The sequence below is a fragment of the Roseiflexus sp. RS-1 genome (assembly GCF_000016665.1).
Taxonomy (GTDB): domain Bacteria; phylum Chloroflexota; class Chloroflexia; order Chloroflexales; family Roseiflexaceae; genus Roseiflexus.
Window position 1 is genome coordinate 4015277 of record NC_009523.1, and the last position, 21467, is coordinate 4036743.

11 protein-coding genes are annotated in these 21467 nt (G+C 60.9%); 9 read left to right on the forward strand and 2 right to left on the reverse strand.

The window, feature by feature from the left end:
• Nucleotides 1–11 precede the first annotated feature (11 nt).
• The 5 genes from hisH to moaD all read left to right on the forward strand — a co-directional run bounded on the left by hisH (nucleotide 12) and on the right by moaD (nucleotide 6233).
• On the forward strand, nucleotides 12–635 hold the full coding sequence (hisH, locus tag ROSERS_RS16415) for an imidazole glycerol phosphate synthase subunit HisH (protein ID WP_011957896.1): 624 nt from the start codon (nucleotides 12–14) through the stop codon (nucleotides 633–635).
• Entirely contained in the window at nucleotides 635–1348 is a 714-nt protein-coding gene (gene hisA, locus ROSERS_RS16420) for a 1-(5-phosphoribosyl)-5-[(5-phosphoribosylamino)methylideneamino]imidazole-4-carboxamide isomerase (RefSeq protein WP_011957897.1), read from the forward strand. The genes hisH and hisA overlap by 1 nt, the downstream gene beginning before the upstream one ends.
• 10 nt (nucleotides 1349–1358) lie before the next feature.
• Nucleotides 1359–2471: a hypothetical protein gene (locus ROSERS_RS16425; protein ID WP_011957898.1), complete on the forward strand. Its 1113-nt coding sequence runs from the start codon at nucleotides 1359–1361 to the stop codon at nucleotides 2469–2471.
• Between the two features lie 25 nt (nucleotides 2472–2496).
• Nucleotides 2497–3273 carry an imidazole glycerol phosphate synthase subunit HisF gene (gene hisF, locus ROSERS_RS16430; protein WP_011957899.1) on the forward strand — a complete coding sequence of 259 codons (777 nt, stop codon included), beginning with the start codon at nucleotides 2497–2499 and terminating at the stop codon, nucleotides 3271–3273.
• A gap of 2243 nt (nucleotides 3274–5516) precedes the next feature.
• The gene (moaD, locus tag ROSERS_RS16445) at nucleotides 5517–6233 is read left to right on the forward strand and encodes a molybdopterin converting factor subunit 1 (RefSeq protein WP_011957900.1); all 717 of its coding nucleotides are present in this window, start codon (nucleotides 5517–5519) and stop codon (nucleotides 6231–6233) included.
• Here the strand turns inward: moaD and ROSERS_RS16450 are convergent.
• Together ROSERS_RS16450 and ROSERS_RS16455 are read right to left on the reverse strand one after the other, a co-directional pair.
• A complete protein-coding gene (locus ROSERS_RS16450) occupies nucleotides 6215–7774 on the reverse strand; it encodes a hypothetical protein (protein WP_011957901.1) in 1560 nt (519 codons plus the stop codon). The genes moaD and ROSERS_RS16450 overlap by 19 nt on opposite strands.
• A gap of 43 nt (nucleotides 7775–7817) precedes the next feature.
• Nucleotides 7818–9224, reverse strand: a complete 1407-nt coding sequence (locus ROSERS_RS16455; protein ID WP_041335601.1) for a hemolysin family protein — start codon at nucleotides 9222–9224, stop codon at nucleotides 7818–7820.
• A gap of 515 nt (nucleotides 9225–9739) precedes the next feature.
• Between ROSERS_RS16455 and accD the strand changes: the two genes are divergently transcribed.
• The 4 genes from accD to ROSERS_RS16475 all read left to right on the forward strand — a co-directional run bounded on the left by accD (nucleotide 9740) and on the right by ROSERS_RS16475 (nucleotide 21243).
• Nucleotides 9740–10642 carry an acetyl-CoA carboxylase, carboxyltransferase subunit beta gene (gene accD / locus ROSERS_RS16460; RefSeq protein ID WP_011957904.1) on the forward strand — a complete coding sequence of 301 codons (903 nt, stop codon included), beginning with the start codon at nucleotides 9740–9742 and terminating at the stop codon, nucleotides 10640–10642.
• Nucleotides 10643–10666: 24 nt separating this feature from the next.
• Nucleotides 10667–11503 carry an acetyl-CoA carboxylase carboxyltransferase subunit alpha gene (locus ROSERS_RS16465; protein WP_011957905.1) on the forward strand — a complete coding sequence of 279 codons (837 nt, stop codon included), beginning with the start codon at nucleotides 10667–10669 and terminating at the stop codon, nucleotides 11501–11503.
• A gap of 265 nt (nucleotides 11504–11768) precedes the next feature.
• Entirely contained in the window at nucleotides 11769–15467 is a 3699-nt protein-coding gene (locus ROSERS_RS16470) for an SDR family NAD(P)-dependent oxidoreductase (protein WP_011957906.1), read from the forward strand.
• 37 nt (nucleotides 15468–15504) lie between these two features.
• Nucleotides 15505–21243 carry an AMP-binding protein gene (locus ROSERS_RS16475; RefSeq protein ID WP_011957907.1) on the forward strand — a complete coding sequence of 1913 codons (5739 nt, stop codon included), beginning with the start codon at nucleotides 15505–15507 and terminating at the stop codon, nucleotides 21241–21243.
• Nucleotides 21244–21467: the final 224 nt, after the last annotated feature.

The window sequence follows — 21467 nt, forward strand, 5'->3', positions numbered from 1 at the left end:
ATTGTACTCCTATGAGCATTGCCGTTATTGATTATGGCGCCGGTAACCTGCGCAGCGTCATGCGGGCGCTCCAGCGGATTGGCGCACCGCTCGAAGTTACCAGCAACCCGGATGTTGTGATCGACGCGCCGGCGGTTATTCTGCCCGGGGTTGGGGCAACCCGCGATACCATGCAGAACCTGGAACGCCTGGGACTTGTCGCCGCTATTCGTGACGTTATTGCACGGGGGACGCCGTTCCTCGGCATCTGTGTGGGAATGCAGGTGCTCTGCGAACAGAGCGAGGAGTTCGGATTGCATTCCTGCCTCGGCATTGTTGGCGGGGTGGTGCGACGCCTGCCAGCCGGACTCAAGGCGCCGCAGATTGGATGGAATCAGGTGCACTATACGCCTCACGCAGCGCAGCATCCGCTGTTCACCGGCATCGACGACGGCAGTGACTTTTATTTTGTCCATTCATACTACTGCGATCTGACGGATGAACGCGATGCGGCTGCGATGACAGAGTACGGCGTCTCTTTTCCGAGTGCGCTCATTCGCAACAATCTGGCAGCAGTGCAGTTCCATCCCGAAAAGAGCGGTCGCTGCGGATTGCAATTGCTGACGAACTTTGTCGCATGGGCAGGGGTTTTGTGATGGAAATCATTCCTGCCATCGATATGCAAGGCGGGCGATGTGTGCGTCTGTACCAGGGCGATTTTCAGCGCGTTACCGTGTACGATGATGATCCAGTCGCGGTTGCGCATCGCTGGGTCGCACAGGGCGCGCCACGCCTGCATCTCGTCGATCTCGATGGCGCCCGCAGCGGTCACCCAGTCCACACCGACATCATCCGCGCGATCGTGCAATCGGTCGATGCGCCAGTGCAGCTTGGCGGCGGACTGCGCAGCATCGCAGCGGTCGAACGCGCGCTGGAACTCGGCGTCCAGCGTGTCATTCTCGGCACAGCCGCCGTTCACGACCCGGAACTCATCAGGCAACTGGTGCAGCAGTTCGGCGATGCGATTGCTATCGCCGTCGATGCTCGCAACGATATGGCAGCCACCGCCGGGTGGACCGAAACCGCCGCTATCAGCGCCATCGATCTGGTCGAACGGATGGCAGCGCTGGGAGTCCGGCGCGTGATCTACACCGACATCGCACGTGATGGCACACTCTCGGAACCCAATATCGCAACAACCCGCGCGCTTGTTCGTCCCGGCGGTCCTGCCATTATCGCATCAGGCGGGATCAGCACGATCGACCACCTGCGTCGTCTGGCGGAGGTTGGCGTCGAGGGCGCAATTGTCGGGCGTGCGCTCTACACCGGCGACCTCTCGCTGAGCGATGCGCTCGCCGCAGTGCAGTGAAGGAGTCTGTATGACCAACCCCGGCAAGCCAGCTCAACCGACCAGCAAATACGAAGAAGAGCGCCTCCGCGCCGCCGAACAATCACAGTTCGTCTACCTTCAGGGGCAGATAGACGAACTGCGCCGCCTGCTGAAAGAGCAGTCAAACAAATACGCCTGGGCGATGGAGCAGATCCGCAGAGTTGAAGCAAGCGTCTCCCAAATAGAGGGACTGCTCGACCGCCAGCGTCAGGAAATGGCGCAGACGCTCGACAGTTACCGGCGCGACATCACGGCGCTGCGGAAAGAGGTAGCCGGTGCGCTGGTCAAAATCGACGAAGGGTTGCGCCCCATGCGCGAGATGCAGTCGCAGATTCAGCAACTTGGTGAGGCGCGACGCCAGGACCGCGACGCGATTGCGCCGCTTTTCCCGCGCATCGATGAACTGGAGCAACGGATTGCATCCTGGAATGCGCAGATCAAAGAAGCCGAAGAGCGGCATCGCACCCTCCAGGCTCGCCTGAACGACGCCACTGCCGCCGATGAGGCGCTGCGCGACGAGATGCGGCGGTTGAGCGAGGACCTCCAGATCGAAAAGCAGAGTCTGCGTCGTCAGGCAGTCGAAGCGCAGCAATTGATCGCGGATATTCATCCCACCCTCGAGGCGCATGCCAGTCGTCTCAACCGCCTCGATGAAATCCGTCAGCATATCGATCTGTTTGCCGAGCAGTTACCGCCTCAGATAACGGCGATCAATGAGCGGATCAACGAGATAACTGGCGAGATCAAGCGGGTTGAACGCATCTCGACCGAACGGTTCCTGATGAATCAGGAACGTTTGGAAGAGATCCGTCAGCAACAGGACGAAAAGATTGTGTCGCTCGCGGAAACCGAGGAGCAGCATCTGCGTCAGTTGCACACCTGGCTTGATCGCATCGATGCCTGGTTGCGTGAACTGGAACAGCGGCAGAATCGCACAGCCAGCCATGTTGAGCACGTTCAACGCGAGAGCCTGGCGTATCTCGTCGATCTGGAACGTCGAGATGTGCGCCTGATTGAAACATTACTGGCGGCGCTCCGCGCTCAGGCAGACGAAATCCATGCCGAGCAGGTGGAACGTGGTCGCGCGCCGCAGGAGCGGTGAGACGCTCATCGTTCGGAGAGACACGATGCTGAAACGCCGTATCATTCCATGCCTTGATGTAAAAGCAGGTCGGGTCGTCAAAGGGGTTGCCTTCCTGAACCATCGTGACGCTGGTGATCCGGTTGAACTTGCTGCCGCCTACGACGCTGGCGGCGCTGATGAACTGGTGTTCTACGATATTACAGCCAGTAGCGATGAACGCGCGATTATGGTCGATGTGGTCGAGCGCACCGCAGCGCAGGTGTTCATTCCGCTCACAGTCGGCGGCGGGCTGCGCACCGTCGAGGATATGTACCGCATGCTGCGCGCCGGCGCCGATAAGGTATCGATCAACACCGCAGCCGTGCTTAATCCGCAATTGATCGAGGATGGCGCACGTCGCTTCGGAAGTCAGTGTATCGTCCTTTCGATCGACGCGCGACGGGTCAACGCCTCGGACGAACCGCCCCGCTGGCAGGTGTTTACCCATACCGGACGTGATCCGCGTCCAACGGGTCTCGACGCTATCGAATGGGCGCGCCGCGGGGTGGAATTGGGCGCTGGCGAGATCGTGATTAACAGTATGGACGAGGATGGCGTTGGCGGCGGGTACGACATTGATCTCCTCCGGGCTATTACTGAAGCAGTCAACGTTCCCGTCATCGCCTCCGGCGGGGTCGGTTCGCCGGAACATATGTATGCCGGTCTGGTCGAAGGACGCGCCGATGCAGTGCTGGCGGCGTCGATCTTCCACTTCGGCGCCTATACTATCCGGGACGTCAAGCAGTATCTGGCAGAACGAGGCGTGCCGGTGCGGCTGTGAGGGTTGAAGGTTGAAGGTTGAAGGTTGAACGTTGGGCGTTGAAGGTTGGCTGTGGCAGCGTCCACGCAGGTGGACGCCCGGCGAAAAGCCTTCCAGGGGCGATTTCAATCGCTGAACGCCAGGCAGCCTGAGCTCAGGCATGCGGTTGAAACCCCGCCTGAGAGGACGCGCCGGGCGACCGCCTATGCGGTCGCTGTGGCAGCGTCCACGCAGGTGGACGCCCGGCGAAAAGCCTTCCAGAGGCGATTTCAATCGCTGAACTGAGCTCAGGCATGCGGTTGAAACCGCGCCTGTGTGGACGCTTCGCGCCGGGCGACCGCCTATGCGGTCGCTGTGGCAGCGTCCACGCAGGTGGACGCCCGGCGAAAAGCCTTCCAGGGGCGATTTCAATCGCTGAACGCCAGGCAGCCTGAGCTCAGGCATGCGGTTGAAACCCCGCCTGAGAGGACGCGCCGGGCGACCGCCTATGCGGTCGCTGTGGCAGCGTCCACGCAGGTGGACGCCCGGCGAAAAGCCTTCCAGGGGCGATTTCAATCGCTGAACGCCAGGCAGCCTGAGCGGTTGAAACCGCGCCGGTGTGGACGCCCGGCGAAAAGCCTTCCAGGGGCGATTTCAATCGCTGAACGCCAGGCAGCCTGAGCTCAGGCATGCGGTTGAAACCGCGCCGGTGTGGACGCCCGGCGAAAAGCCTTCCAGGGGCGATTTCAATCGCTGAACGCCAGGCAGCCTGAGCGGTTGAAACCGCGCCTGTGTGGACGCTTCGCGCCGGGCGACCGCCTATGCGGTCGCTGTGGCAGCGTCCACGCAGGTGGACGCCCGGCGAAAAGCCTTCCAGGGGCGATTTCAATCGCTGAACGCCAAGGCAGCCTGAGCGGTTGAAACCGCGCCTGTGTGGACGCTTCGCGCCGGGCGACCGCCTATGCGGTCGCTGTGGCAGCGTCCACGCAGGTGGACGCCCGGCGAAAAGCCTTCCAGGGGCGATTTCAATCGCTGAACGCCAGGCAGCCTGAGCTCAGGCATGCGGTTGAAACCCCGCCTGAGAGGACGCGCCGGGCGACCGCCTATGCGGTCGCTGTGGCAGCGTCCACGCAGGTGGACGCCCGGTGAAAAGCCTTCCAGGGGCGATTTCAATCGCTGAACGCCAGGCAGCCTGAGCTCAGGCATGCGGTTGAAACCCCGCCTGAGAGGACGCGCCGGGCGACCGCCTATGCGGTCGCTGTGGCAGCGTCCACGCAGGTGGACGCCCGGCGAAAAGCCTTCCAGGGGCGATTTCAATCGCTGAACTGAGCTCAGGCATGCGGTTGAAACCGCGCCTGTGTGGACGCTTCGCGCCGGGCGACCGCCTATGCGGTCGCTGTGGCAGCGTCCACGCAGGTGGACGCCCGGCGAAAAGCCTTCCAGGGGCGATTTCAATCGCTGAACGCCAGGCAGCCTGAGCTCAGGCATGCGGTTGAAACCCCGCCTGAGAGGACGCGCCGGGCGACCGCCTATGCGGTCGCTGTGGCAGCGTCCACGCAGGTGGACGCCCGGCGAAAAGCCTTCCAGAGGCGATTTCAATCGCTGAACGCCAGGTAGCTGAGGAGTTACGAACGTTGAACGTTGAACGTGGGAGCGTTGAACGTTGAAATGTTGGCAACTGCTCAGGCGTGCGGTTGAAACTGCGCCTGAGAGGACGCTTCGCGCCGGGCGACCGCCTATGCGGTCGCTGTGGCAGCGTCCACGCAGGTGGACGCCCGGCGAAAAGCCTTCCAGAGGCGATTTCAATCGCTGAACGCCAGGCAACTGAGGAGTTACGAACGTTGAACGTTGAACGTGGGAACGTGAGAACGTGGGAGCGTTGAACGTTGAACGTTGAACGTTGAACGTTGAACGTGGGAACGTGGGAGCGTTGAACGTTGAAATGTTGGCAACTGCTCAGGCGTGCGGTTGATGGTCTTTGAGTAAATAATCCGCTCTCGCCCGCGCAGGCGGGCTTCGCCTCGCCTAGCCGAGGGCTTTAGCCCGACGGCACAAGGCGTATAGCGGATTTATTTCTCAATCTCCATAAACCGCGCCTGAGAGGACGCTTCGCGCCGGGCGACCGCCTATGCGGTCGCCGTGGCAGCGTCCACGCAGGTGGACGCCCGGCGAAAAGCCTTCCAGGGGCGATTTCAATCGCTGAACGCCAGGCAGCCTGAGTAGTTACGAACGTTGAGCGTTGAACGTGGGAGCATTGGAACGTTGAACGTTGGAACATTGATGGTATGGCCGACACGATCACCATTATTGTGCGTTACTTTGCGGCGCATCGTGAGATAACCGGGCGCAGCGACGAGACGCTGACCCTTGCGCCGGGAACAACCGTTGGGGCGCTCTGGACGCTGCTGACCGAACGCTACCCGCGCCTGGCAGGGTACAGCGGTCGCTTGCTGTTTGCAGTCAATCAGGAGTTTGCCACACCCGATCAGTCCCTGCACCATGGCGACGAGGTCGCATTCATTCCGCCGGTGAGCGGCGGCGCACCCCGCGCCTTCGTCGTCACGCACGAGCCGCTCGATCCCGCGCCACTGGTTGCGCTGGTGCAGTCACCCGATATGGGTGCGGTTGTTACATTCGCCGGCGTGGTGCGCAACCATTTCGGCGGTCGCAAAACCGCATTTCTGGAATATGAAGCCTACACCGGTATGGCGGAGGCAGTACTGGAGCAGATCGCCGGGGAAGCGCGCACACGCTGGAACACCGGCGGGATCGCTGTTCACCACCGGATCGGTCGCCTGGAGATCGGCGAAACGGCGGTGCTGGTCGTGGTTGCAGCGCCGCATCGCCGCGAAGCCTTCGAGGCGGCGGCGTGGATCATGGATCGCGTCAAAGAGATAGCGCCGATCTGGAAGAAGGAGTACTGGGCGGATGGCGCCGCCGAGTGGGTAGGCGACGAAAAGGAACGCAAGCGCGAAGTGCCGGATCAAGGTTCAACTACATAAACCATATACTCTCCAATCATACGCTTCGGATAAGTCGCATCCAGGTATGCGCGCACATCATCGGATGCCAGTGGCTCTGCGCTCCAACCAAGATCCCGTCCAATGGGCAATGCGGCGTACCATTGCGCTTCCGGCGACGCCAGGCGCTTCGCCTCTGCATCCGGATCGCGTGGCAGCACGATGTAGCGAATCGGCGCTCCTGCAAGATACCGGCGGAAATTGGTCGCATGATGCATGATGTTGCGTTGAAAGACCGGATCATGCTCAAACCAGGTCACCGGTTGATGGGTGTATAACGCCGCCTGCCAGTACTGATCGGTCAGAATGACCCCAGGTGGCGCATCGCGCAGCGCTGACCACACCGGCATTGCCGCAGATGTCACCCGTGCCTGCAACACCTGGTACGCCACCCCAACGCTGTTCACGATCACAAAAACGGTAAAAATGACCGTCAGCATGATCAGACGCACACGGCGACCCAACTGCATCACTCCGGCAGCGGTCAGGATACAGAGCGCCGGCAATGCCGGAATGAACACCCGTGGATTATTGCTTGCACCAGGCAGCGCGGAGTAGACCAGCAGCACAACCAGACCGAGCGCCATCCAGACGCCGAGCATCGTCGTCGCCATTCCCGCACTGCCGCGCGCGACAGCCAGAACAGCGGGGGCAAGCAGCAACAGAAGCATCACCATCGCCAGCGTCAGCGGCAATGTGAACATCTGCTCCAGCATTTGCGGCGCAATAGTCAAAAAGACATCAATCTGCGCACCGCCGCCAACCGTTGTTGGACGACCGATAACACCGTAGATCAGGAGAACCCACGGCGCCAGCGCGAGCACTGGAATCCCAATCGCCAGCAACATATGACGGGCAGGCAGCGGTCGTTCGCCGCGCAATTGTAATAGCCAGGTCAATCCGGCAACGCCGGGGTAGAGAAACGCAAGATCGATTTTGCCGTACATCGCCAGCGTACCGCAGAGCACCGCCAGCCAGGTGCGCTGTTCGAGGAACGCCCATAGCGCACCCATCACCAGCAGTGCAGAGAGCGGCTCAACGAATGATAGCGGACCATGCTCGCGAAACACCGGGAAGAGCGCCAGGAGCGCCGCCGCCAGCACACCTCCGCGCTGCCCGATAAAGCGTGACCCGAAAGCACAGGTCAGGATCACCACACCCCCGGCAGCAACCGGAACGACCGCCTGAAGAAGCGTATACGAGCCGCTCAGTCGCCAGACCGCGCCAAACATCATCAGGTACAGGGGACCCCACCACGGATGCAACGGACCACTGCGCCCATGCGCTAATCCGGCTGGCGCCAGGGAGACCGGATCGGGAGGAAACCCATTCACACGATCATAGGGATTTTCGGCATCGATCAGAAAACGCGGCAGTTTCTGAGCAACGATGCCCCAGTGCAGATTGCGAGGACTATCCCAGTATTGGACGCCGGTCAGCAGTTGGAGCGCAACATACTGCCCCGCAAGTGCGCTGATCAGCACCAGGCGCAGGTCGAGCCAGCGAGCGGTCCTGGGAGTCATAGTGCGATGGCGATCAGGCACGCCTGCCAGAACAGGCAACAGATCATCGAGCGGCCTCGATCTTGCTGGTGTGGCTCGTCTTCGGCATCATCGCCCGTGTAGCCAGCACATGCTGCGTCTGATCAACCGCCGGGCGCGGTGGAACAACCAGCACCTTATCGATCCGCCGCCCATCCATATCAACAATCTCGAAGGAATACCCCTCCCACTTCACACTGTCGCCGACGGCAGGAATGCGACCAAGTAACGCCAGCAGGAAACCGGCAAGGGTTTCAAACCCATGCTCACGGACAAGATCATCGGCTGGCGGCAATTTGAGACGTTCGCGCAGATCGGCAAACGGCGTCAGCCCATCGACCAGGTAACTGCCATCGTCACGGCGCACGATCGACTCATCGGTCTCATCGTCATATTCGTCGGAAATATCGCCGACCAGTTCTTCGAGCATGTCTTCGATGGTGATCACCCCGGCGACCTGTCCGTATTCATCAAGGACGATCGCCAGCGCGTTGCGGTTCTGCTTCAGTTGCTGAAACGCCTGCGCTGCACGTTGACTCTCGATCACATACATTGGCGGGCGCAGCAGTTCGCGCAGATTCGGCGGTTCACACTGCCCCCAGAACGCCAGCAGATCCTTGACATACAGAATGCCGATCACGTGATCGAGCGAGCCTTCGTACACCGGAATACGTGAATAGCCCGACTCCGTAGCGATCCTCAAGGCTTCTTCAATTGGCGTGTCGACATCAAGAGCGGTAATCTGCGTGCGCGGCGTCATCAAAGAACGAACGGTGCGGTCGCTGAACTTGAAGACATTGTGAATAACGGTTTGCTCAGCGTCCGCCACGGTGCCATCGGCAGCGCCTTCGCGCACCAGCGCCATAATATCGTCCTCGGTGACCGGCATTTCAGCCACATTGTGCCGACCAAGCAACCGCAACACAACCTCGGTTGAGAAGGTCAGAAAACTGACCACAGGCGATGCCAGACGCGCCAGCAACGCCATGATTGGAGCGACCGTCGCTGCGACTCGCTCAGCGTTCTGCAACGCCAGACGCTTTGGCACCAACTCACCGACGATCAGCGAGAAGTAACTGATGGTCAGCGCCACGATAGCCGGCGCCAGCGCCCCGGCGTAGGGCGCCAACCCAGAAATACTGCGCAACCAGGCATCCAGCACCTTCACAATGCTTGCACCGCCAAAAACCGCCGCAAATGTACCCAGGAGCGTAATACCAACCTGAACCGTTGAAAGAAAACGGCTCGGTGATTCCAGCAGCGCGAGCGCCGTGCGCGCGCCAGCGTCACCCCGTTCCGCCTGCTGTTCGAGACGCCCCTTGCGCGCAGAGACAATTGCGATCTCCGAAGCGGCAAAGAAGCCATTGGCGACGATAAGCAGCAGGATCAGGAGGCTTTCGAAGAGGATATTCGAGTTTGCGGAATCTGTCATACGATCATTCGGCACGCGCTGGTACCATCGCATACCGTATGTAAAAGTATACCGTGTGCACAGCGCCTGTCAAGTAATCGTACTGATTTGTTGCAGAAAGCGAACTGCTCGACTTCAAGAGTTCGCCGTTGGGGCAAACCATTCTGCGCGGTGATCACCTTCCCGACGAACTGGCGGACGTCGCGCCGAAACTACGCGAACTCCTCGAAAAACTCTGACGATACTTCAAGTTGCAGGAGTCCCCAGGAGAACGCACTGCCTCTCCCCGCCATTTGGTGGGGATTGTCATCTTCATGGGGATGCGAAACCTGTACTTCCGATTGTTTTGTTCCAAAACTCACAATGGTATACTGCGTCATGAGCATATGAGCATGTTTTAATGTGACCAGCACGCTCTTCTCACGTGGTGCGCCCCCAAGGCTCTTGCTGTCGATAACACACTTTGATGTGTGGTTCACATGCGCGAAGGTTTGCGGTCGGGCGACCATCACAGTTGGTGTCAGAGGGAGGACCGGATGAAAGAGTTGATCCAACGATCGCGCAAGAGTTTCACCGTCGTACAATCCGTCGAGGCGGATGTTCCGGACAATGTCTGGATCAAGTGTCCATCGTGCCGCGAACTGATCTACCACAAACAACTGGCGGAACGCATGAAGGTTTGCCGCTGCGGCTACCATATGCGTCTGAAGGCGCGCGAGTGGCTGGCGCTGCTGGATGAAGACTCGTTCGTCGAGCACGACGCCCACCTGCGTCCAGCCGATCCGCTGGGTTTTGTGTCGCCCAAAGAGACGTATGCCGACAAGTTGCGCGAGGCGCAGCGCCGCACCGGTCTTGCCGATGTAGTGGTCAGCGGCGTTGGGAGTATCGAAGGGCGCCGTCTGGCAGTTGCAGTATGCGACTTTGAATTCATCGGCGGCTCAATGGGCAGCGTGTTCGGCGAGAAAATGGCGCGTGCAGCGGAACGCGCTGCGGCGCTCGGCATTCCGCTGCTCACGATCAATACCAGTGGCGGCGCACGGATGCAGGAAGGGGTTATTGCGCTGATGCAACTGGCAAAAGTCAACATGGCGCTGACCCGCCTTGCCGCTGCCCGTCAACCGCACATCGCCGTGCTGGTCGATCCCTGCTATGGCGGCGTCACCGCTTCCTACGCTTCGGTCGCCGACATCATTATTGCCGAGCCGGGCGCCAGCATCGGGTTTGCCGGTCGTCGCGTCATCGAGCAGACGATTCGCCAGAAACTTCCGGCAGATTTCCAGACTGCCGAGTTTATGCTTCAGCACGGCATGGTTGATATGGTCGTTCCGCGCAGTGAGTTGCACAGCACCCTGGCGAAACTGCTGCGCCTCTACGCGGCTGAAGGTCGTGCCACAGCGCACAAGTCCGAACCGATCGTAACAGCGTTGGCTTCTCTCTGACATGCGTGGCTGAAGGGACGTCTCATGACACAAACACTTACTCCCTGGGACAAAGTGCAACTTGCCCGCCATATGCAGCGCCCGCGCACCCTCGATTATATTCGCGGGTTGTGCGACGATTTCGTCGAACTGCACGGCGACCGGCGTTTCGGTGACGATGCAGCGATTGTCGGCGGCGTGGCGACGTTTGAAGGGCGAACCGTCGTGCTGGTCGGGCACCAGAAAGGGCGCGATGCGCGCGAAAACATCCGGCGCAATTTCGGCATGCCGCACCCCGAAGGGTATCGCAAAGCGCTGCGGCTGTTTCAGCACGCCGAGAAGTTCGGCTTCCCGGTGATCTGTTTCATTGACACACCAGGCGCCAACCCCAACCGCGAATCGGAAGAGCGCGGGCAGGCGAACGCAATCGCCGAGAACATCCTGACGATGGCAGGTTTGAAGACGCCGATCATTGCGTGCGTCATCGGTGAGGGCGGTAGCGGCGGCGCGCTGGCGATCGGCGTGGCAGACCGAATCTTGATGCTGGAGCACGCGATCTACTCGGTCGCTTCACCGGAAGCAGCCGCCTCGATCATCTGGCGCGACGCGGCGAAAGCGCCCGATGCAGCGCGTGCGATGCGGATAACGGCGCAGGACTTGCTGGAACTGGGGATTATCGACGAGATCGTTCCTGAACCATCCGGCGGCGCCCATGCCGATCCGACCACGATGGTCGCAACGCTGGGTGACGCTATTCGTCGGCATCTGAACCAACTGCTGGCGTTCGATATCGAGACATTGCTCCAACATCGTTATGAGCGCTATCGGGCGATTGGACGGTACGAGGAAGATGCATCCGGGATCCTTCACACTGTGAATTGAACTGTAACTGCTGCTGTGATGATAGGATCACAGTTCTCTTGTAAGACAATACTTGCGAATGGCAAACGGTCCTCATTGCTGCTATCGGGGCGCATCGCACCGCGACGGGCTGTGATTCCGGCAACCCTCACATTCTGACGCACGTCCGGATGATCAGGACCGTTCCGCGTCACACACGCATACTCACGAAACCAGAGGTCTGTGGCGCCGCCACAGTGCATCATACCGCAGTGTGGCGGGCGCCATCGGAAGAGGAGAGAAACCCATGAGCACAACGCGGCGACACGACCGCCTCGAAGGAAAAGTGGCTCTGATCACCGGCGGCGCTGGTAACATCGGCGAAGTCATTACCCGTCGATTCCTGGCAGAAGGGGCTACCGTCGTCATTACCGGGCGCAATGTCGAGAAACTTGCCGCTTACCGTCGCCGCCTGATCGACGAAGAGCGCATCGCCCCGGATCGCGTCGTGGCACTGCGGATGGACGGCAGCGATATGGCGCAGGTGCGCGCCGCCATCGCGCAGATCGTTCACGGCGGTGCGGATGTTCCAACACCCCTGAAACGCATCGATATCCTGGTCAACAACGCTGGCAGCGCCGGACCGCGGCGCCGCCTGGTCGATATTCCGCTCGAGCCATCTGAGGTGCACCCGCCAGACACCGAAACGCTGGCGCAGGCGGTCGGAAATCTGGTCGGCGTCGCCTGGAACCTGACCCGCGCCGCCGCCCCCTATATGCCGCCTGGCAGCAGCATTATCAATGTTTCGACGATCTTTTCGCGCACCGATTACTACGGACGTATCGCCTACGTTGTGCCCAAAGCGGCGCTCAATGCGTTGAGCCAGGGGCTGGCGCGCGAACTGGGGGTGCGTGGGATTCGGGTCAATACCATCTACCCCGGACCGATCGAGAGTGAGCGGATCCATACGGTATTCCAGGCGATGGATGCCCTGAAGGGGCAACCCGAAGGCGAAACTGCCAGAAGTTTTCTCAGGCTTATGCGCCTGAGTCGCGCTGATACGCAGGGCGAAGTGACAAAACGGTTCCCGCTGCCGGTCGATGTCGCCAATACGGCCGTGTTTCTTGCCAGCGAAGAATCGGCAGCCTTCACCGGTCATGCCTTTGAGGTGACCCACGGCATGGAGGCGCCGGTCGAAAGCCGCACGACATTCGTGTCGCGCCCCGGTCTGCGCAGCGTTGATGCAACCGGCAACGTCATTCTGATCTGTGCCGGCGATCAGGTCGATGATGCAATTGCGCTATCTGACACACTGCGCTCCTGTCGGGCGACGGTGGTCGTCGGGTTCCGCGACGTGCAGGCGCTGGAAAAAGCCTCGGCATTGCTGCGCGAACCGCGCCACGTCGCTCCAGCCGATATGTACGGTCGCCCGACGATGGTCGCTGAAACCCGTCTGGTGCATCTCGATCCGCTCGACTCGCGCGCGGCTGCGCAGACGCTTGAACGCATCCGCGCAGAACTGGGAACGCTGCACCACGCGGTCATTCTGCCCGCTTCACTCCGCCATGCGCCAACCGAAAGCCTGATCGATGTGGATGACCGGATTATTGACCGCTTCCTGGAGCAGGAACTGGTTGGCGCTATCGCGCTGGCGCGCGAACTGGCGCGATTCTGGGAAGAACATCCCGCTGGCTCGCGGGCGCATCGGGTGCTCTTCGTCAGCAACCCGGATGACCAGCAGGGGAACCGGTACGCCGATATTCTGCGCGCTGCGGTCGAACAACTGGCGCGCGTCTGGCGTCACGAGAGCGAGTACGATGCGGCGAACCCGGCGCACCGGCACGAAGATCAACCGGGCGCAGCAGTATGGGCGAATCAGTTGATCCGCTATGTCAATTCAGAGTCGGCAAACCTCGACTTTACCTGCGCCTGGGTGGCAAAACTGCTGGGCAGCGACCGGCGTATCGCCGAGATCAATCTGTATCTTCCCGAACAAATCGTCAGTACCATCGGCGTGCACAATCCGGGCTTCGGCTGGGCGGAAAGTCTGTTCGGTCTGCATATGGGCAAGGTTGCGCTGATTACCGGCGGCAGCGCGGGGATCGGCGCGCAGATTGGACGTCTGCTGGCGCTCTCCGGCGCCCACGTGATGCTGGCGGCGCGCAATGCTGAACAACTGGAGCAGATGCGCGCCCTGATCGTGCGTGAGGTGCGTGATGCCAGTTACCCCGATGCCGAGTCGCGCGTTGCAATCTTCCCCAACAGCGATGTTTCTGACATCGATGGATTGGAGCGGCTGGTCAACCATACGCTGCGGGTGTTCGGCAAGGTCGATTATCTGATCAACAATGCGGGCATTGCCGGCGCCGAAGAAATGGTGATCGATATGCCGGTTGATGCCTGGCGCCATACGCTGCGCGCCAACCTGATCAGCAACTATGCGCTGCTGCGTCGGCTCGCGCCGCAAATGAAAGCGGCAGGCGGCGCGTATGTCCTGAACGTCTCATCGTACTTCGGCGGCGAAAAGTATGTGGCGATCCCCTACCCCAACCGCGCCGATTATGCGGTCAGCAAAGCGGGTCAACGCGCAATGGTCGAAAGCCTGGCGCGCTTCCTGGGACCGGAGATTCAGATCAATGCCATCGCTCCCGGACCGGTGGAGGGGGAGCGGTTGAAAGGCGCCGCCAATCGTCCCGGTCTATTTATGCGTCGCGCCCGCTTGATCCTCGAAAATAAGCGTCTCAATGAGGTTTTTGCCGCTCTCCTGGCGGCGCGCCACGAAGGCGCCGTGATCGCTGCGCTGCTGCCGGATCTGTTTGTGAATGATCTCCAGACGATCGCCGACAACCCGGCCATGCCTGCGCCGGTGCGCCGCCTGGCAACCATGCTGCGCGAGACGACCGACGCTGGCGGGAGCGCTCAATCGTACCTGATGAATGCCACCATTGCGCGAAAACTGCTCAATCGCCTGGAGAATGGCGGATACATCACCGCTGGCGACCGGCGTGCGTTGACCAATGAGCCGCCCGATCCGTTCTTCACCGAGGCGCAGATCGAGCGCGAGGCGATCAAGGTGCGTGATGGCATCCTTGGCATGCTGCATCTGCAACGCATGCCGACCGAGTTTGACGTGGCGCTGGCGACCGTATTCTACCTGGCTGACCGTAATGTGACCGGTGAAACGTTCCATCCATCGGGTGGTTTGCGCTTCGAGCGCACTGTGACCGAAGGTGAACTGTTCGGTAAACCAGGGCGGCAGCGGCTCGAGCGCATGGCGGGAAGCGTTGTCTACCTCATTGGCGAGCATCTGCGACAGCATCTGCTGCTGCTTGCACGCACGTTCCTTGATGAAATCCACGTTGCGCGCGTTGTGCTGCTGACGGAGACAGAGCAGGCGGCTGCCGAACTGGCGACTGTTTTTGCCGATGAAGAAGCTGCCGGGCGTTTCGTCATCATTCCGACCGGCGGCGACATTGAGGGAGGCATTGATCGCGCGATGGCGGAGTATGGTCGCCCCGGACCGGTCATCTCGACGCCGTTCCGTCCATTGCCGTCACGGGCGCTCAGCGCCCAGAACGGCGACTGGAGCAATGTTCTGACGACGCCTGAGTTCGAGGAACTGGTCGAACAGCACATCACCCATCACTTCCGGGTTGTGCGCAAAGCGGGGTTGATCGAGGGCGCCAATGTCACCCTTGTCACACCGCCAACCTCGGCGCGATCCACTGCGGAAGAGTTCGCACTGGCAAACTTTATCAAAACGACGCTGCACGCCCTCACCGCAACCGCCGGTGCAGAAAGTGAGCGCACGATGCCGCACGTGCCGGTCAATCAGGTGGACCTGACCCGACGCGCGCGCAGTGAAGAGCCACGCACACCGGCAGAGGAGGAAGAAGAGTTGCAACGCTTCGTCAATGCCGTGCTGCTCACCAGCGCACCTCTTCCAACGCCGCTCGAAAGTCGCTACCGGGCGCGCATCTACCGCGGGAATGCAATAACCGTATAAAATACATACTGGGGATCTTGTCAGGAGAAAAGGACCTATGACCACCATCGAATCCGCTCTTCGCCCGCCGCGCACCAATCCGGTGCGCACGCGCGCCGACTGGGAGGCGCAGCGCCAGGCCGCGCTCGCCGACCCCGGCGCATTCCATGGCGCAATCGCCCGTAGCGCCATTCACTGGTATGACCGACGCCTTGGCGCATGGATCACCTGGGATGAAGAGGGCGGTTGCTGGAAAGGACTGCGCCACAGCGATGGCGCACCTGTCGATGTGCCCTACGGTCCTGAGTATGAGCCGTGGGAACGCGCGTTCAACGGCGACGATCCGCCGTTCTACCGCTGGTTCGAGGGCGGGTTGACGAATGCCTGCTTCAACGAGGTGGATCGCCACGTGTTGACCGGGTATGGCGATGAGGTGGCGTTCTACTTCGAAGGTGACCGCTGGGACTCCTCGCTCAACAATGGACGCGGCGGTCCGGTTGTCAGTTTCGCCGTGACCCGCAAGCAACTAATGCTCGAAGTGGTCAAAGCGGCGCAGGTGCTGCGTGATCTGGGGCTGAAGACGGGGGATCGCATCGCTCTGAACATGCCCAATATCATGGAACAGATCTACTACACTGAGGCAGCCAAGCGCCTGGGGATCATCTACACGCCGGTATTCGGCGGCTTCTCCGATAAGACCCTCAGCGACCGCATTCACAACGCAGGCGCACGCCTGGTGATCACCAGCGATGGCGCCTATCGCAATGCACAGGTCGTCGCGTACAAAGAGCAGTACACCGATCAGGCGCTCGATAAGTTCGTACCGGTCGAGACGGCGCTTGCCATTATCGAAGCGGCGCTCAGCGGCGGCGAAGGATCACCCACGCCAGGCACAGCGTTGCTGGCGCCGCAGCAGATCGAGAGCATCCTGGCGCAGGTGCGCGAGGCGCTCAAAGACGACATCACCATTGAGCGCAGCGACGCCATGCGCGCTGTCGGACGGGCCATCGAGAGTCTGACCGGCATCGATGCCCTGGCGCAGTCGCGTGCACGCACCGCTGTCGCACAGGCATTGGTCAGCACCCCGCCGCGTGTGGATGCGGTTATCGTCGTGCGCCATACCGGTCAGGATATTTTGTGGCGACCGGAGCGCGACCGCTGGAGTCACGAACTGATGGCAAAGGCGTTGGAGACCATTCTGGCAAACGCACGCGCCGCTGGCATCGAGGTGCACAGCGAAGAAGAACTCCTCAACTTGCCGACTGAGAAGTTCGTGCAGGCGCTGTACGCTACCAGTCGCGCCGAGCCGCTTGATGCGGAATACCCGCTGTTCATCATCTACACCTCAGGCAGCACCGGCAAACCAAAGGGTGTGGTGCATGTTCACGGCGGCTATGTCGCCGGCGTTGCCCATACGATGAAGGTGAGTTTCGATGCCGAACCGGGCGATACGATCTATGTCGTTGCCGATCCGGGCTGGATCACCGGTCAGAGTTACATGATCTGCGCCACACTGACGACACGCTGCACCGGCATTATCACCGAAGGCTCACCGGTCTTCCCGTCTGCTGGACGCTTCGCCAGCATTATCGAACGCTACGGGGTGCGCATTTTCAAGGCGGGCGTGACCTTCCTCAAAACGGTCATGTCCGACCCGCAGAACACTGCCGATGCGCGTCAGTACGACATGTCATCGTTGCGCGTCTGCACCTTCTGCGCTGAGCCGGTCAGCCCTGCGGTGCAGCAGTTCGGCATGGAACTGATGTCGCCACAGTATATCAATTCGTACTGGGCAACCGAGCATGGCGGCATTGTCTGGACGCACTTCTACGGCAACGAAGATTTTCCGCTCCGCCCTGATGCGCACACCTATCCGCTGCCCTGGATCGCTGGCGAGGTGTGGGTGCTGGAGGGCGGCGACCGCGACGCATCCGGTGCGGAAGCGCCACGCTATCGCATCGCCGATTACGAGGAAAAGGGTGAAATCGTCATTACCGCGCCCTACCCCTACCTGACGCGCACCATCTGGGGCGACGTCAAAGGGTTCGAGGCATGGGTCGCCGCGTTGCAGAGCGGGAACGGCGCTGCCGCACCACGCTGGCGCGGTGATGCTGAGCGCTTTGTCAAAACCTACTGGCGGCGTGGTCCCAACGGTGAATGGGGGTACATCCAGGGCGACTTCGCCATGAAGTACCCCGATGGCTCCTTCACGCTGCACGGTCGCTCCGATGACGTGATCAACGTATCCGGTCATCGCATGGGCACTGAGGAGATCGAGGGCGCCATCCTGCGCGACAAGATCATTACACCTGACTCGCCGGTCGGCAACTGTATCGTCGTCGGTGCGCCGCACCGCGAGAAGGGGTTGACGCCGGTGGCGTTCATTCTGACGGCGCCGGGGCGCAAGCTGACGAGCGAGGATCGCCGCCGCCTCAACGAATTGGTGCGCAATGAAAAGGGCGCCGTCAGCGTGCCGGAGGACTATATCGAAGTCAGCGCCTTCCCCGAGACGCGATCCGGCAAGTATATGCGGCGCTTCCTGCGCAACCTCATGCTCGATGAGCCGCTGGGCGACACCACAACGCTGCGCAACCCTGAGTCGTTGAAGGAAATCGCAGAGAAGATCGAAGCGTGGAAGCGCAAGCAGCGCATGGCGGAAGAACAGCGCATCTTCGAGCGCTACCGCTACTTCCGGATCGAATACCATCCGGTTCAGCAACGTCCTGCGGTTGCTGGCGATGGCAGCGTGGCGGTTGCACCTGGAACACGCACCCTGCGCATCGCAATCGTGACGGTCACCAACCCGCCGGTGAACGCTCTCAACGAACGCGCGCTCGATGAACTCAACACGATTGTCGATCACCTGGCGCGCCGTGAAGACGTGGCAGCTGTGATCTTTACCGGCAGCGGTACGAAGAGTTTTGTGGCTGGCGCCGACATCAAGCAGATGCTCGAAGAGATGCACACTATCGAAGATGCGCTGGCGCTGCCCAACAATGCCCACCTGGCATTCCGCAAGATCGAGACGATGAACAAGCCGTGCATCGCGGCGATCAACGGCGTGGCGCTCGGCGGCGGTATGGAGTTTGCGCTTGCCTGCCACTATCGGGTTGCCGATCCGCACGCTGAATTTGGGCAACCGGAGATTAATCTGCGGCTGCTGCCGGGGTATGGCGGTACGCAACGTCTGCCGCGCCTGCTCTACAGCCGCCGTGGTGAGGCTGGTCTGATCAAGGCGCTCCAGATCATTATGGGCGGGCGGACGCTGAATGCCGAGCATGCCTATGAGATCGGTCTGGTCGATAAGGTTGCATATGGGCACGAGGATGCGTTGACCGTTGCAACCCGGATGGCGCGCGAGATGATCCTGGCGCAACCTGGCAGTAAACCGACCGAACTCCGGATCATTCCCACTACGTCGGAGGATCCGACGACCTTCTTCTTGCCATTCCACGACCCGGCAACTGCAGGCGAAGCGTTGTGGCCCCCCCTGCCGACAGCCTATGCACTGCGCCGTGAGTTGACTGCACAGTGGGAAGCGCCAGACCCGCAGATGGCGGAACTGCTTGAGAAGGCGCTGCAAAATCCGCTGATTACCCGGCTCACCCATCAGGCGCAGTGGGCCGGTCGATCAAAAGCGATCGAGCGGATCACTGATGCGCTGCGCACCGGCTTTACCCGCGGCTTGATGGCCGGATTGGAGCGCGAAGCGCGCCTGTTCGCTGAAGCAGTCGTTGCTCCCGATGAAGGGAAGATCGGCATTCAGGACTTCCTGGACAAGCGCAGCGCGCCGTTACCAACACGCCGACGCATCCATTTGACCCCTGACGAAGAGAAACGCCTGATCGACGCCGGTATGCTCCTGCCGATCGGCACGCCGTTCTTCCCCGGCGTCACGCCGATCCCTGTGGCGCAGTACGCCATGGCTGCCGTGCGCGATGAGATCACCGGAGCGCCTGTCCACGGCGACCCAATCGAGGCAGAGAAACAGATTATCATCCCTGTCGATAAGCCCGGTCCGAACGATGTCCTGCTCTACGTTCTGGCTTCGGAAGTCAACTTCAACGACATCTGGGCGATTACCGGCATTCCGGTCAGCCTGTTCGATGAGCACGACCGCGACTGGCACGTAACCGGCTCTGGCGGCGTCGGGTTGATTGTCTCAGTCGGCGAGGAGGTGAAGCGCGAAGGGCGCTTGAAGGTCGGCGATCTGGTATCGATCTATTCTGGTCAGAACGATCTCCTCTCGCCGATGGTCGGTCTCGATCCGATGGCAGCCGATTTTGTCATCCAGGGGTACAATACGCCCGATGCATCGCACCAGCAATTCATGGTGGCGCAGGCGCCGCAGTGTTTCCACATTCTGCCCGACCTGACGCTCGAAGCGGCAGGGTCGTATATGCTGACACTGGGAACGATTTATCGCGCGCTGTTCACCACGCTCAAGATTCAGCCCGGTCGCCGCATTTTTGTTGAGGGCGCCGCGACCGGTACCGGTCTGGATGCAACACGTTCGGCTGCGCGCAACGGATTGTATGTCACCGGCATGGTCAGTTCGGAGGAGCGTGCAGCGGTTGTGCGCGCAGCTGGCGCCGTCGGCGTCATCAACCGTCGCGATCCGCGCTACGCCGGGATCTTCACCCGCGTGCCGGAGGATCCGGCGAAGTGGGCAGAGTGGGAAGCCGCCGGGCGTCCGCTGCTCGACGACTTCCGCGCGCAAAACGGCGGTCATCTGGCGGATTACGTCGTTTCGCACGCCGGAGAAACGGCGTTCCCGCGCAGTTTTCAGTTGCTTGGCGAACCGCACGATGGTCATATCCCGACATTGACCTTCTACGGCGCGTCGAGCGGCTACCACTTCACCTTCCTCGGCAAGCCGGGCGCTGCCGACCCGGTGGAGATACTGCGTCGGGCGGGATTGCGCGCCGGTGAAGCGGTTATGATCTACTACGGCGTCGATGATCGGTCATACCTGGGTGACGAGGGGTACGAGTCCGGTGTTGCGCCAGATACCCTTGAGCATCGCGTCAGTCTCGTCGATCAGGTCGGCCTGGAAGCGATCGAGTCGGCGCGTGCGATGGGAGCGCGCATCGTTGTGGTGACCTACACCGACGCACAGCGCGAATTTGTGCTGAGCCTGGGATTCGGCGCATCGCTCAAGGGTGTCGTGAGCCTGGAAGAGTTGCAGCGCCGCTATGGCGATGAGTTCGACTGGCCCGAAACGATGCCGCCGCTGCCCGATGCGAAGAGCGACATCAATACCTTCAAGGCGGCAGTGCGCCGGTTCAACGACCTGACCTTCAAGCCGCTAGGATCAGCGGTCGGACAGTTCCTGCGCAGCAACGATAATCCACGCGGGTATCCCGATCTGATTATCGAGCGCGCCGGTCACGACTCACTGGCGGTCAGCGTTATGCTGATCAAGCCGTTTACCGGTCGCGTCGTCTACTTCGAGAATATGGATGGGCGTCGCTACTCGTTCTTCGCCCCGCAGGTCTGGATGCGCCAGCGGCGGATCTACATGCCAACGGCGAATATCTGGGGCACGCACCTCTCGAATGCATACGAGATCGTGCGCCTGAATGACGAGATTAGCGCAGGACTGCTCAGCATCACGGAACCAACCCTTGTTCAGTGGCACGAACTGCCCCAGGCGCATCAGGCAATGTGGGAGAATCGCCATCAGGGTGCGACCTACGTTGTCAACCATGCGCTTCCGCGCGCAGGTCTCAAAGACAAAGACGAACTGTACGAGGCGTGGTCTGAAATGCTTCAAAACCTGGAACATGGGGTATAATCAGTGAGGCGAGAGGCGTGAGGCGTGAGGCGAGCGGGAAGCGGTTGAAGGTTGAAGGTGAGAACGTTGAACGTTGCAGGTGGTAAGGCAATCAGGCGAGGGGTAAGGGTCAAGGCAAGGACTCTGACCCTTCGCCTCCGACCCCCGCACCCTTAACCTCGCACTCTTGACCCCGCACCCTTGACCCCTCACTCTCTGTTCGTACACGGGTATGTGTATATGAA

Excerpts from the sequence above, each read along its gene's own strand:
- hisH (WP_011957896.1), top strand. The coding sequence starts at position 12 with ATGAGCATTGCCGTTATTGATTATGGCGCCGGTAACCTGCGCAGCGTC.
- hisA (WP_011957897.1), top strand. The coding sequence starts at position 635 with ATGGAAATCATTCCTGCCATCGATATGCAAGGCGGGCGATGTGTGCGT.
- ROSERS_RS16425 (WP_011957898.1), top strand. The coding sequence starts at position 1,359 with ATGACCAACCCCGGCAAGCCAGCTCAACCGACCAGCAAATACGAAGAA.
- hisF (WP_011957899.1), top strand. The coding sequence starts at position 2,497 with ATGCTGAAACGCCGTATCATTCCATGCCTTGATGTAAAAGCAGGTCGG.
- moaD (WP_011957900.1), top strand. The coding sequence starts at position 5,517 with ATGGCCGACACGATCACCATTATTGTGCGTTACTTTGCGGCGCATCGT.
- ROSERS_RS16450 (WP_011957901.1), bottom strand. The coding sequence starts at position 7,774 with ATGACTCCCAGGACCGCTCGCTGGCTCGACCTGCGCCTGGTGCTGATC.
- ROSERS_RS16455 (WP_041335601.1), bottom strand. The coding sequence starts at position 9,224 with ATGACAGATTCCGCAAACTCGAATATCCTCTTCGAAAGCCTCCTGATC.
- accD (WP_011957904.1), top strand. The coding sequence starts at position 9,740 with ATGAAAGAGTTGATCCAACGATCGCGCAAGAGTTTCACCGTCGTACAA.
- ROSERS_RS16465 (WP_011957905.1), top strand. The coding sequence starts at position 10,667 with ATGACACAAACACTTACTCCCTGGGACAAAGTGCAACTTGCCCGCCAT.
- ROSERS_RS16470 (WP_011957906.1), top strand. The coding sequence starts at position 11,769 with ATGAGCACAACGCGGCGACACGACCGCCTCGAAGGAAAAGTGGCTCTG.
- ROSERS_RS16475 (WP_011957907.1), top strand. The coding sequence starts at position 15,505 with ATGACCACCATCGAATCCGCTCTTCGCCCGCCGCGCACCAATCCGGTG.